The sequence below is a fragment of the Chitinophaga sp. YR627 genome (genome assembly GCF_900114995.1).
In the GTDB taxonomy this organism is placed as follows: Bacteria; Bacteroidota; Bacteroidia; order Chitinophagales; family Chitinophagaceae; genus Chitinophaga.
On sequence record NZ_FOUX01000004.1, the window covers coordinates 986,803 to 999,598 of the forward strand.

Consider the following 12,796-nt stretch of genomic DNA (forward strand, 5'->3'; position numbering starts at 1 on the left):
CAAAGCCGGTGCATCTCTTGAAGGCTACAGTTTAATAACCTCATCATAGGGGATCAAACCATTACCTATATGTTTCTCTGCATCAATACGTGATATTCGGGAAAGTCGTTCTTGCCTGCTGGAACTGCGTTTCCCAGCTGGCAGGCCATCCGAAGGCAATAGTAGCCTGTGCTTTCAGATTGACGCCTGCAGCGCCGCTCCAGAAATGCACAAACTCTCCCCAGTTCATATTGCGGGCATAGTTACTGCCATTTTTAGGGAAGTACTGTGCTAACAAAGTGAAGAATTTGTTCAGTGTAGCCGTACCACCGTGCTGACTATAGATAGGATAGAACCAGTTCCTGAACCAGCGGGTATTCGCTACCGGGAAGTTGTCTACCTTATTCCACATGTCATTATACCATGCATTCGCAATAGTTGTCCAGCCCAGTGATTTGTAAACATCATACTGGTAGATCTCCATCCACTTACTGTCGCCCCACAGCGGGAATGCAGGCGAGTTATGGAAACCTTTGGAAGCGCCTTCCACAATATGCCCTACTTCATGAGCGGTAATATGCAGTGGTTGCCCTGTGCTGTCAGCCCATGAGCCGTTCAGTCCTACGTCGATGACATTCCGGAAATCATGGCTGGCATCAAAATAAGTTGAAGGATGTCCGCCACTATACTTATTTTCATGCAGGATTACGAACAGGCGTTTATCCTGACCGAATTCACCGTATGTTCTTTTTGTATAGCGCCAGATGCTATCCAGACGGCGATAAGGCCACGTAACATTTGTGGGCATATCATTATCATAATACACCGCAATGTGATCATTGTAATAAACACGCTTTAGGAGTTGTACGTGTTCAAACCAGTGTTCCTGCCAGGTCGCGGGCGGTATTTCTGCCGCTGCTTCTTCGGTCACCGGCTTTTTTGATTGAAGGGGGGCATTGTCTTTTTTACAACTTCCCAGTAAGAACGTAGATGCCAACAGGCCTAAAAGAACGATTAATTGAGGGTTCTTTTTCATGGAATCTGTGATTAGGGTTTAAGATGTGATTAACTAACAAACAAGCTACAAGCCGTACAGGAGTACAGCCTGTAGTTGTTACTTTTTTCTCTAAAACAGCTGAGTACGTGATCGTGGTAATTAGCACAAAGGTCTGAGACGCTTTGTTGTGACAGTTAAACAGTATTGGTTGATAATAATATGCTCAAAATGGATGAACGACAACCGAAATTAAAAAAGCAGCAGCAGAAAAGTTGTAAATGGAAAGCAAACAAAGTGTAAACAATCTTAAACGAATTGTGAATGAAATTTAAATTTCCGATATTTAAATATGACTAGAAAATTATGGAGTTTGCGCAAACTGCCATCTGAAGGGATATATTTGTTCTTCAGGAATTTTTTCATGCGGCATCCTTTCAAAATCTATATCACCACATCTGTCATTGGCTTCCTGGTACTGGCACTCGTGCAGTTCATGCTGGTATACAATACCTACGATCTGCTCAATCGTCGTTTCTACTACGAAAAGAAAAACAAGATCAACGAAGAGTATTCGAAAGCCATTACCAATGATAAATTATTTCCCGGCGGGCAAGCAATTGTAGATTCTATATTGATGCCTCAGTTAAGAGATTTAGAACAGCTTTATCAAACTGATACCACTAAGTTCCAGACGGCTTCACAGGAAGTATTGAACGAAGTATTTCACCGGCTCGTCAAACAGTCCACTGCAGATAGTCTGATGCGCGTGATCCGTCAGCGCAACAACATCACAGACTCACTGCGCTATGCATTGACCATCCTCAAAATAGACATCATGACCGGCGACAGAAGATATATCAATATCTACAACAGCCGACGAAAATATGACCTGATAGACGATTCACTACAATGGTCAGATGGCATCCGCATCTTTGGTGATCTTAAAGACCCCGATGAACGCAGCCAGGTGCTGGGACTCAATGTCAGCACGCCTGTACCTTACAGCTACGCCATGCAGTTCAGCCTTCACGCAGAACCTTACAACAGACGCGAGATGGTGTTCCGGCAGATGCGGCTGGTGCTGACAATGTCTCTTTTATCAATGTTTGCGATAATTGTATTATTTTTCATCACGATGCGCAACTGGATAAAACAGAAACATCTTTCAGATGTCAAGACTGACTTTATCAATAACATTACGCACGAATTTCATACACCATTATCAGCCATTATGGTGGCCAATAAAAATATCCAGAACGAGAAGATACTGGATAACAAAGTGGCCATCCGTTCTTTATCAGAGATCATCGACCGGCAGTCGCACCGGTTGAAATTACTCTTCGGACAAGTACTCGATCTTGCGACAGTAGATAAATTATTTGTACAAAAAACGCCACATCATCTTAACATGAGAGTGAGCGAGATCCTGACAGACTTCAGCATCAAGTTTTCGGCGTCCAATGTGCAGATAGATTTTAAACCAGCAGACACAGATATTGTAGTAGAACTGGACAGCTTCCACTTCACTACCCTGATGCTTAACATCCTGGACAATGCCGTGAAGTACAATACACACCCGATCAAAGAATTGGTTGTGATGATCACTGAAGATAATGAGCAGATCTATATAACAATAACAGATGATGGTATCGGCATGTCGAAAGAGACGCTTAAACACATCTTTGAGAAATTCTACAGATACCAGAAAGATCTGACACAAAACACAAAGGGACTGGGACTCGGGTTGCACTATGTAAAACAATGCATAGACGCCCACAAATGGAAACTAAAGGTAGACAGCGAAGTAGGAAATGGAACTACATTTGTAATTGTAATTCCTCAATAACAAGAGTAAACATTCTAACGAGACAATGTCGCCTGCTTCAAATTAAAAATTGCAGCTATGAGACACCGAATTTTATTGGTCGAAGATGAAGCTGATCTGGGTAATGTAGTCAAGCAATACCTGGAGTTAATGGACTTCGAAGTAAACTGGCAGCCAAACGGCAGCGATGCACTGGAAGAATTCAAGAGAGCACCTGAACTATACCACATCCTGCTGATCGACGTCAACCTTCCCGGCATGGATGGTTTTGAGCTGGCCGAACACATTGTGAAAATCAACAACCAGGTACCATTCCTGTTCCTTACCGCACGCGGTGAAAAAACCGATCGTCTCAACGGTTTGAAAATAGGAGCAGATGATTATGTGGTGAAGCCTTTTGATATCGACGAACTCGTACTGCGTATCCGTAATATCATCAAACGCAAACAGCCTTCCGCAGCGCCTGAAGTGATAAAGGCTAAAAACGTCATTACCATCGGTAATACACAACTCTACGTCGATTCACTGAAACTCGTTACCGAACAGGGTGATGAGATCGTACTCACACCAAGGGAATGCGACCTGCTGGTTTTATTCTTCCATAACGTCAATCGCGTGATCAAACGTGAAGAGATCCTGACCAAGGTATGGGGCTCTAACGATTATTTCGTCGGACGTAGTCTGGATGTATTTATCTCCAGATTCAGGAAATATTTCCAGCAGAATCCGGGTATCAGTATCAAGAACGTATACGGAATAGGCTTTGTATTCAACGTAAAATAATTCATCATTCGGCTGATATTATAACGTCATTATTTACCGGCAATGGAACCCTACTGGCAATACATGCCCCTACCGATTTTCCACCACTAAATCGGTCAGACAGTGTTCGCTGCCAGCAGCGTTCCACCGGCAATATCCTGATCATCCTTATCTTGAACCGCCTCTTTCTACGGCACGCGCCGCTCTTCTGTAGGCAGTCTTCATTTTATAATCAAACCATTTCTTACCTAATATCCTGCGCATCGCATCGTCAAAACGACGGGTGATAAAGATATTCCTGACACCTACCGCACGTTTCAGCATAGAGACCGGTAATGCCCTGTAGGCTACGGAATAGCCCGCTGTTTCATACTGTATGTAATGCCAGTAGCCGGAAGGAATGTACAGTGTCTCTCCAAAATGCAGGGTACATTCCCATCCACTCAGCTGCCGTAATGCAGGAAAGGCTTCATAATCCGGATTACGCAGATCAGCAATCCCGTGAAAATTCCATGGTAAACGGTATAAGAGGTCAGATTGCTCATTGGGGAATAACCATACCTTTTTCACGCCCTGAAACTGCGACAGGAAAACGTGCGACATATCAATATCATAGTGATACCGTACCGAAGAGCCTTCTCCTCCGAAGAATAAAAAAGGCAACCAGGTCAGCAGATTATCTGCGATCTTCCGGACCTTCAATTCCTTTTTGATATCCGGTCGCTCACGCAACAGGTTGAAAAGGAATAGCCTTCTTACTGTAGGCCGCGATGCTATCAGGTCAAGGTAGTCGGCGAATTTCATCTTTTCGCCCGGCTGACTCGTCGCCTTGTCGAGATGCGCGTTTTCTTCACTATGCACACCGACCATTACTTCTCCCGCTTCCTGCCGGAAGTAATCATAGTTCCATTTCTGCAGGGCGACACTGTCCGGTTCAATAAAATCTTTGATCAATACCGGAATACCGGGTTCCAGATATGCTGTCGTGAACTGTTCCCGGGTGTACCCACTAATGGCTGTTACAGGTTTCAGATGCATGATATATTTTGTTGTTAGTTCCCAAAATGAGTGACGATAGCGCCTCCTGTCGCTGCTTTGCCCGGTACGCCATTCAAAAAGACCGTATAGCTTTTGCCCGCCTCCAGTGAGAGATGGGAAAAGGCGTCCCTGTCAATTGCCAATGGTTGACGGTCTGCCACAGTGCTGATCACCAGTGCGGAAGCACCTGCCGGTACTTCCACAAAGGGTCCCAGTGACCAGGTATTCAGACCATCTCCTGATAATACCGATCCTCCGGCACGGCCATAATCCACTGTGTCAAACAGCAGGCGTTCATGACCTTCCTGCTGTAATGACACCTGTACGGCGGGAATAGACGGCGCCAGATGCACAAAGCGTAGTTTGGCTTTACCGGCAGCAGGGGGCTGCGGATTGTCATAGAATAGTATGAGGGTATCTTTCGTAATATCTGCTTTCGATCTGGCAGCAAACACCGTATGATAGTAACCGGCTATTGGGCCGTTAGGGCCTCCATTCGCAGAGAAAGTAGCCTGATTACCAAACTGACGGGATAACTTATAGCTGGTGCCTGTTCCTTCTGTAAAATTGATCTGTACATTACCGAATAAGGCAGGCAGATAAGGCGATGCCTGGTTGATACCAACCGCAGTTGTCGTCACCTGCGTGGTAAATATCCAGAACTGCAAAGGCACATCTGCCGGACGCGCATTGACAAAACTGATCTGTGCATTGAGCGGTGGTCTTTCCCCCGCATTCACATCAAGATAGTCTGACTTGTTGCAGGCTGTCAGCAAGACAAATAGCAACAGCACGATCGTATGGTGGAGATAAGGTTTCTTGTTCATGTTGCATCTTTTAATACACCATCAGGTGCGTTTAAAATTTAGCGAGTAGTCTGGCGAAAGGTTGCACACCAGCACTACCATTCTGGATACCCACTACAGTAGGATTACGCAGACCGGAAGTCTCCGGCGCGGTGTAATCACCCAATGCATTAAATGCATTATTGACGCCAAGGGTTGCCAGCAACTGCGGTGTAATATGATAACCCACCGAAAGATCGGTTACCCATATAGCAGGCAGTTTCTGGAAGAAATAATCCGGGCGGGGGAAGGTAGCATTCAGCGCTGTAGCTGTCGTGACAGTGCCGAAATAAACGGTACGCAATAAGAGGTTCCATTTGCGTGAATTATAAATGCCCTGTAAAGTGATCTTCTGCTGAGGAATATTCGTCGTTACCCGCGCTCTTTCCGCTTCGCTGAAGATGACGTAACGGTAGGCTTCCAGGCCCCTGGGCGTATTTACACCCGTTACTTCATTCTTAGAGAAATTGGCTCCTGCAAGGAAGGATAAAGAACCCTTATTCAGCAAAACTTTATAACTACCGGTGAACTCAATCCCTTTCGTACGGGTGCTGAAAGCATTGTAGAAGAATTTAGCCTGTGTGGTGCCTGTCTGTAGTAACAGGCTTCTCACATCCTCTGGCAGATTCGTATCCAGCGCAGAGAAATTACCTGTATTGCCTACGCGGTTATCGATCTCCACATGATAAGCGTCTATGCTGAGTTCAGCCCTTGGGGCAGGTTCAGAAGTGATCCCCGCACTGAATCCTCTTGAACGTTCGGGTGTGAGCGATGGAATACCTAATGCCCGCGCGGCTGCACTTTTATTGGATGCTGTTACCAGGTCCACTGCACGTCCCTGCTGGAAGGTCGTGGACGTTTCTGTGTAATAGAACTGCGCCAGATCAGGAGCGCGGAAACCGGTGTTATAGGCTCCCCGGAAAGCCAGCCATTTAGCGAGGCTATAACGACTGGCTACTTTCCAGGTAGTCACGTTACCGAAGTCAGAGAAATGTTCTGCTCTTACGGCGGCAGACAACAACCACTGACGGGTGATGTTTGCCTCAATATCTACATAACCGGCCGTTACAGCACGGTTGACATTTACTTCATTCGCAGGACGAAAACCTGCATGGATCTGGGAGCCGGGGGAGAGGCTGTTCAATGCGATCAGGCCTGCGGCAGACTGATAAGGCACGCCTGCTGCTGTCGTATCTATGTTATAGATCGTCCGAAGATCCGCCTTGGCATAAGAAGCTTCCTCTCCCGCGATGATCTGATAGGTTTCTACACGGTACTGTGCACCAAAGGCTACATTGACACCCTTGAGCGCATGGTCGAAATAGCGGGAGATATCAAGTCCGGCGGTATTCTGGGAAGCATTATACCGGCCGGCATCGAAGGTAGTAGGGCTCTTCAGTCCATAGCTTGCATTCAGTGAGTTGTCAATGACATTCCCGAAATCATTCTTCCCGTATACGTTTGAAAGATCGATTGTCCACTGTCCTATCTTTCCTTTTACGCCAATAGCGATCGATTTATCCGTGATGGTATTGTCCATTTCGGGCAGGAATCCATCAGGGTAGAGAAAGGCGTTATTTCTTTCTGTCCATCCCGGTAAGCGGTATACCGCTGTAAATTCTGAATTACGATGACTGATCCCGCCGAACGTATATAACTCTACGCCTTCCTTCAGAGGGATGGCTGCATTAAATGACAGGAGGGCATCTTTCGCTTTGTTAGCGCCACCACCACGCTGATCAAAATAATGACGGTCGATGCCACGGCTGGCCAATATCGCATCGTCTATATCTTTTGTATAGATCGCATCATAACCACGGGTATTGGCGCCGCCACCATAGATCGGACCATTGTACAGTCCTGCATCTGTTTTACCGGCAGGCAATGCAATTGCCTGTGTGGCAAATTCCGCGGTCAGGCGAAGGTAGCCGCCATTATCTCCCAGCTTAAAACCGTAACCGGCGCTGGTACGTGTTGTTAATCCATCTCCCCGCCGGCGTACACTGGCGGTAGAACTGAGTGTAATATCATCGGTTGATTTTTTAAGCACTACATTGATCACACCGGCAATGGCATCTGAACCATATTGCGCGGCAGCGCCATCCCGGAGTATTTCTATACGCTCTATGGCGCCGGCAGGAATTGAATTCAGGTCATAACCCGTAGCACCATTGCCTAGTCCACCCCAGTTAACATTGGAGCTCTTATGTCTTCTTTTACCATTCACAAGGACCAGCAGCTGGTCCACACCCAATCCTTTTAATTGTGCGAGATTGAGTGCAGATCCTGCATCACCGGCGTTGCTGCCGTTCACAGAGTGAAAGGAAGGAGAGATATATTGCAGCAACTGCGTCAGGCTGGTCTGGGGGGCGTTTTCCTGTAAAGATCTGAGGTCAATAACATCTACTGGTACAGGCGCATTTAAACGTGTACGCGTCACGCTGCGGGAACCTACTATCTGTACTTCACCCAGCCGTCGCAGGGTAAGGGAATCCCTTTCCTGCGACTGTGCCGGCGCGTAGTAGCCTGTCAACAGCAGTAGAATAATGATAGTAAAGATTCTCATGTTATAGTGTTGAAGAGACTGTCCGCCTGTGGCGGGATTTGATTATTGGTTGATAAAACGGTCGTCTGTAAGTGTTTTCAAAAAAGCTTCGAGTTCGTCTATTTCTGTGTCCGTTAAGTTCAATGGTGTATTTAATGATAAATCCCTTTTGATGCCATCATGTACCAATGCATCTGGTGTGTTGTAGTATACAATGACCTCACGCAGTGTCCTGAACATACCGTTATGCATATAAGGCGCTGTAACCGCCACATTCCGCAGACTTGGCACTTTGAAGAAACCCAGTTGGGCGCTATCATGTGTGATGTCAAAGCGGCCTGCATCCTTCAGTGTCGTACCGTTGTACAGTCCTATATTTTTGAAGCGGTCGGCAGTAAAGTCTTCACCCGAATGACAGTTGCTACAGTTGGCTTTTCCGATGAATAATAAACGTCCCCTTGCGGCTGCGGCTGAGATAGCATGATCATCACCGGCAATGTATCTGTCATAGGGACTGTTGGCTGTTTCAAGCGTACGTTCAAATGCCGCCAGTGCCTGTAGCAGATTTTTTTCAGTAGGTGCACTGTTAAAGAGCTTTCTGAATGCCTGTACGTATACACTGTCTGCATTCAGGCGTTTCACTGCTTCTGCTATCGGCAGTCCCATTTCATCCGGAGAGATAATTGGTTGCTTTGCCTGCTCTTCCAATGTGGCGGCCCGTCCATCCCAGAAGAAGCTGGGCCGGCCACTTTGGTTGGTAAGCGCAGGAGTATTTCGTTTGGTGGGCTTGTCATGAATGCCTTTACTGAAGGTTGACGTATCGGCAAACGCAAACTGTGGCCTATGGCAGGAAGCACAGCTGACAGTCCTGTCCAGCGATAATACCGGATCAAAAAACAATTTTTCCCCAAGGGTCGCCCGCGTCAGCGGTTCTTCTGAATGAAAAGCCAGCAGAGTACATGCGGTCACTAACAAACCTATGATGAGCCACGTTTTCATTACTGAGCATTAGCGAGCAGTGTTATATCCAGATCAAAATCATCGTAGATAGCCTTATCGCCCAGGTTTTCAAAGTAGTTCTTAGAACGGAATTTGATACCGTACTTCGTTCTGTCCACTTTCACTTTTGCGTTGGCAGTCAGCTTACCCTTATCGATCACGACAGTGGCAGGGAAGCTGACATCATTGGTAATCCCTTTGATGGTCAGTTTACCTGTTACATCGTACTGGTTATTACCATGCGGCTTAATACCTGTGATCGCAAAATCAGCTTCAGGGAATTTCTCCACAGCAAAGAAGTCATCACTTTTCAGATGACCGGTCAGCTTTGCATTACCATCCGCATCTTTAATGTCTGTTACGGCAATGCTGCGGGTATCCAGTTTAAAACTGCCACTTTGCAGGGCCTTGTTTTCCACATTCAGCGTACCGCTGCTGATGTTGATCGTACCGGTATGCTCTCCGGTCACCTTACGGGCCGTCCATAAGAGTTTACTGTTTTTGCTGTCTACCTGGAAAGCCGTGACTTTACTGGTAGCGGCAGCAGTTTTTACAGTTGCAGGTATAGGAGCTGTATTTTGAACCTGCACAGTGAAAGCGGTGATCACAGCGATCACACCTATCGAAGCGAAAGATGCAGCGTGTTGAAAAAGTTTCATGGGATTTTTGTTTTAGCAACCTGCAGGGCCGATCCACGCGGCCCCACAGGCATTACAACAGAGAACAACATGTATAGACGAGAAGAGATTAGTTAATTGCTACGTCCTGGCGGACAGGTTCTGCGATCAGCGCATCCAGATCGTCGTTCCACTTCTTTACATAATCTTTGAAATAGTTACCGGTTACCTCACCGGTGTATCCCGTATGTATCTGACGCACATCACCATTACGATCTATAATAATAGTTGTAGGGAATGCCATCATACGGTTGAGTGCCGGAAGTTTTTCCGAAGCCACTTTCTTATCAGCAATGCCACCAAAAAGAATATCATATTCAATACCGTATTTATCTTTTAATTTACCTAATGTGTATCGGGCGTATTCCAAATCATCTTTCTGCTCAAAACCGATGGCGATCGCCTCTACACCACGGTCTTTGTTCTTTTTGAACCAGGGAGCAAGAAATGCTGTCTGATCGGTACAGTTAGGACACCATGTGCCGATGATCTCAACGATCACCACTTTTCCTTTATACTTTGCATCGCTTAGTGATATCTCTTTACCATTCAGGTCAGGCAATGTGAAATCCAGCTTCTTATATCCTTCTTTCAGATAGGTCAGCTTGTAAGGATCCGGCAGTTCTGCATTGGCGTTCTTATTACCATCAAACTTTACATTGTTATAGATGCCCAGACTCAGTTCTCCGGTGAAGGACTGATCATCATTGATATGACCTTTGATATAGATCGGGCTTGGTCCGGTAAAACCTGACAGTTCAAATTCATTGCCCTGTACAGTGCCTTCGAGCTCACGGCTATCACCTACGACAGACATGATCACGCCTGTCAGACGGTTACCCTCCTGTTTCAAAAGACCAATCCTGTTAGGTGTAGGCTCCTTACTGTAGATCTGTAATTCCCATTTACCGGACAGATTCACAGCGGGTTTCACATCTTTTCCTGGCTCTATAAAGCGGTATTTCTTACCAGCTTCCGCTACAAAAGGCAATGCATTGCCTCTGAAGTTGGGTACCAGACTTCTGTATTCACCGGTGATACGGCCATCTGATTCAATCTTTGCAAACAGTGCAGCATCATAGGTATTCATTTTTATAAACAGCGAATCGTCTCCGACACGCTTTACTTTAAACTCATCACGGCGTGTACCATTTATCAATGAGAACACAGCGTGTTCGGGGTCTTTTCCTTTGAATTCGAAGTTGAAAGGCACATTGGCTTCATTAACAGTAAATACACCACGCCATACACCTTCTTTTAAAAACAGGGGCTTTTTCTCAGTTGCAAATACAGTACTGCCGAATAGTACAGTGGCCAGCAGGCCTTTTACTCCGATACGGGCAATTGTGTTCATGAGCGTAGATTTGATTTGAGTGGTTGATAGTTCAGGGTATAGCTATCCCTTTCCGGTTATCGGTCGTTTGAAATCATTATATGACGATGGAAAAAGAAAGCGCCTTTGGACAAAAGGCAGATTAGCGACAACAGCAGGGCATACAGCCGGAAGAACGAAGGAAGTTGTTCATGTTCAAAAGTGTTAGTTAATTTTTAGAAAATCAACTAATTAATGGTGGCTTAATTAGGGTGGTGATAACAAAGATAGACTGGCTGATTTTATTTTCCAAATAATAGTCTATAAATTTTATAGACTATTCAAAATAAACATGGAAATCCCTGTACCTGAATAAGATAGCACGTGGCAAACTATCCTGACCATCTGGTACAACGGCATCTGACAAAGTATGTTGGCGGGGTTACCTTATGCGTGGCGCTTAAAGTTGTTCATTGTTCTCCTTCCAGTTAACGCTGGTCTTGTGACCGTAGAATCTGTTCACTAACACAAACATAACTGTAATGCACGCAATGATAACGTAATGTAAAACGATTGACGGCATGATGATAAAGCTGATAAAGTACTACACTAATTGTTATACTGTTGTTGTATCTAAATCTACATAAAACAGGCGGAAAATATACGGCAGTCTCATTAATTACCTGACATAAGTATAATTTCGTTAACAAAAGTTAACACAGCTTGGCGACTCTGACAATACCACGATCGTTTAATTTCTCTGCAAATCCGCTACCATAAAGAAAAATCCCCCGTCAGGAACGGGGGATTTGTAATAAAGTATCTGTTTTTAACGGTGTTCCGAACACTGGCCAGCCCAGTTTATTCCAGCTAAACCGCTGGATCCTGGGTGATCGCTTCCCGCCACAACCATCTCCGGAATGGTCGTTGGCGTGATATAAGATCCAGTATTCTTTACCGTCAGGCGATGTAAAGAATGAATTGTGCCCAGGGGCATATACCTTATTTTCAGGTGATTGTCTGAAAACCGGTTGATCATGTTTTTTCCACGAAGCCGGATTTAACAGATCACTTTTTCCATCAGCTACTAACATCCCTAATGCGTAATCGTCTGTCCAGCAGGCAGATCCTGAGTAAATAAGGAAAAGTAAACCCTTATGTTGCAGTATTTGCGGCCCCTCGTTAACGTCTATATGTTTCAGATCAGGATCTCCGAGATCTCCTTTGGTTTCCCATGGATACTGCGGTGTTGATATTTTTACCCTTTTCCCCTGGATGGTCAGCGGGTCTTTCATAGCGGCGATATAAATATCCTGCCGGCCATTCTTGTCGCCTTCCCATCCTGACCATATCATATATAATTTCCCCTGATGCTCAAATACACTGGCATCAATGGCCCACTTGTCTTCCGGGTCTGTTACTTTTCCTTTAAACTCCCAGGTACCCTGCATAGGATCGGACGAGCTGTTCTCAAGTGCATAAATGCGATGGAACTTATTATCACCACCATCCGCAGCAAAATAAACGTACCATTTACCCTTCAGATAATGGATTTCAGGCGCCCAGATATCTTTGGAGTAAGGACCGGAAGCCGGTGGCGTCCAGATCGTTTTATGTGGCGCATCTTTCAGCTGAGCGATGTTCTTTGTTTTCCACAGCTCCAGGCGGTTGCCCATCGTATGCATATAATAATAATATCCATCCTTATATACACACCAGGGATCAGGCCCCCCTGGAAGCACCGGGTTTTTAAACGTCTGTTGTCCGTAGGCAACAGACGTCAGTAGCAGCAAAAAGCAAATAAGTGATCTTATCAT

10 protein-coding genes are annotated in these 12,796 nt (G+C 45.6%); 2 read left to right on the top strand and 8 right to left on the bottom strand.

Annotation, left to right across the window (positions count from 1 at the left end):
- Positions 1-82: 82 nt before the first annotated feature.
- Positions 83-1,015 carry a hypothetical protein gene (locus tag BMZ72_RS24615; RefSeq protein WP_089812335.1) on the bottom strand — a complete coding sequence of 311 codons (933 nt, stop codon included), beginning with the start codon at positions 1,013-1,015 and terminating at the stop codon, positions 83-85.
- A gap of 310 nt (positions 1,016-1,325) precedes the next feature.
- Here BMZ72_RS24615 and BMZ72_RS24620 point away from each other — a divergent pair, with 310 nt between their 5' ends.
- Positions 1,326-2,822 carry a sensor histidine kinase gene (locus BMZ72_RS24620; RefSeq protein ID WP_089812336.1) on the top strand — a complete coding sequence of 499 codons (1,497 nt, stop codon included), beginning with the start codon at positions 1,326-1,328 and terminating at the stop codon, positions 2,820-2,822.
- A gap of 57 nt (positions 2,823-2,879) precedes the next feature.
- Positions 2,880-3,584 carry a response regulator transcription factor gene (locus BMZ72_RS24625; RefSeq protein ID WP_089812337.1) on the top strand — a complete coding sequence of 235 codons (705 nt, stop codon included), beginning with the start codon at positions 2,880-2,882 and terminating at the stop codon, positions 3,582-3,584.
- Positions 3,585-3,731: 147 nt separating this feature from the next.
- Here the strand turns inward: BMZ72_RS24625 and BMZ72_RS24630 are convergent, their stop codons facing one another.
- The 7 genes from BMZ72_RS24630 to BMZ72_RS24660 form a co-directional block, all read right to left on the bottom strand.
- Entirely contained in the window at positions 3,732-4,601 is an 870-nt protein-coding gene (locus BMZ72_RS24630; protein WP_089812338.1) for a cupin-like domain-containing protein, read from the bottom strand.
- A 14-nt stretch (positions 4,602-4,615) separates the two neighbouring features.
- Positions 4,616-5,428 carry a DUF4397 domain-containing protein gene (locus BMZ72_RS24635; protein ID WP_089812339.1) on the bottom strand — a complete coding sequence of 271 codons (813 nt, stop codon included), beginning with the start codon at positions 5,426-5,428 and terminating at the stop codon, positions 4,616-4,618.
- Positions 5,429-5,459: 31 nt separating this feature from the next.
- Entirely contained in the window at positions 5,460-8,012 is a 2,553-nt protein-coding gene (locus tag BMZ72_RS24640) for a TonB-dependent receptor plug domain-containing protein (protein WP_089812340.1), read from the bottom strand.
- Positions 8,013-8,054: 42 nt separating this feature from the next.
- A complete protein-coding gene (locus tag BMZ72_RS24645; protein WP_089812341.1) occupies positions 8,055-8,990 on the bottom strand; it encodes a cytochrome-c peroxidase in 936 nt (311 codons plus the stop codon).
- Entirely contained in the window at positions 8,990-9,649 is a 660-nt protein-coding gene (locus tag BMZ72_RS24650) for a YceI family protein (RefSeq protein ID WP_089812342.1), read from the bottom strand. The genes BMZ72_RS24645 and BMZ72_RS24650 overlap by 1 nt, the downstream gene beginning before the upstream one ends.
- An 88-nt stretch (positions 9,650-9,737) precedes the next feature.
- Positions 9,738-11,021 (bottom strand): peroxiredoxin family protein, encoded by a 1,284-nt coding sequence (locus BMZ72_RS24655; protein ID WP_089812343.1) that lies wholly within the window; start codon positions 11,019-11,021, stop codon positions 9,738-9,740.
- 752 nt (positions 11,022-11,773) lie between these two features.
- Positions 11,774-12,796, bottom strand: coding sequence for a glycoside hydrolase family 43 protein (locus tag BMZ72_RS24660; protein WP_089812344.1), 1,023 nt, complete (start codon positions 12,794-12,796; stop codon positions 11,774-11,776).

Bases quoted from the DNA above. Each gene is read 5' to 3' on its own strand.
- BMZ72_RS24620 (WP_089812336.1), top strand. From the start codon at position 1,326: ATGACTAGAAAATTATGGAGTTTGCGCAAACTGCCATCTGAAGGGATA.
- BMZ72_RS24650 (WP_089812342.1), bottom strand. From the start codon at position 9,649: ATGAAACTTTTTCAACACGCTGCATCTTTCGCTTCGATAGGTGTGATC.
- BMZ72_RS24645 (WP_089812341.1), bottom strand. From the start codon at position 8,990: ATGAAAACGTGGCTCATCATAGGTTTGTTAGTGACCGCATGTACTCTG.
- BMZ72_RS24640 (WP_089812340.1), bottom strand. From the start codon at position 8,012: ATGAGAATCTTTACTATCATTATTCTACTGCTGTTGACAGGCTACTAC.
- BMZ72_RS24615 (WP_089812335.1), bottom strand. From the start codon at position 1,015: ATGAAAAAGAACCCTCAATTAATCGTTCTTTTAGGCCTGTTGGCATCT.
- BMZ72_RS24655 (WP_089812343.1), bottom strand. From the start codon at position 11,021: ATGAACACAATTGCCCGTATCGGAGTAAAAGGCCTGCTGGCCACTGTA.
- BMZ72_RS24625 (WP_089812337.1), top strand. From the start codon at position 2,880: ATGAGACACCGAATTTTATTGGTCGAAGATGAAGCTGATCTGGGTAAT.
- BMZ72_RS24635 (WP_089812339.1), bottom strand. From the start codon at position 5,428: ATGAACAAGAAACCTTATCTCCACCATACGATCGTGCTGTTGCTATTT.
- BMZ72_RS24660 (WP_089812344.1), bottom strand. From the start codon at position 12,796: ATGATAAGATCACTTATTTGCTTTTTGCTGCTACTGACGTCTGTTGCC.
- BMZ72_RS24630 (WP_089812338.1), bottom strand. From the start codon at position 4,601: ATGCATCTGAAACCTGTAACAGCCATTAGTGGGTACACCCGGGAACAG.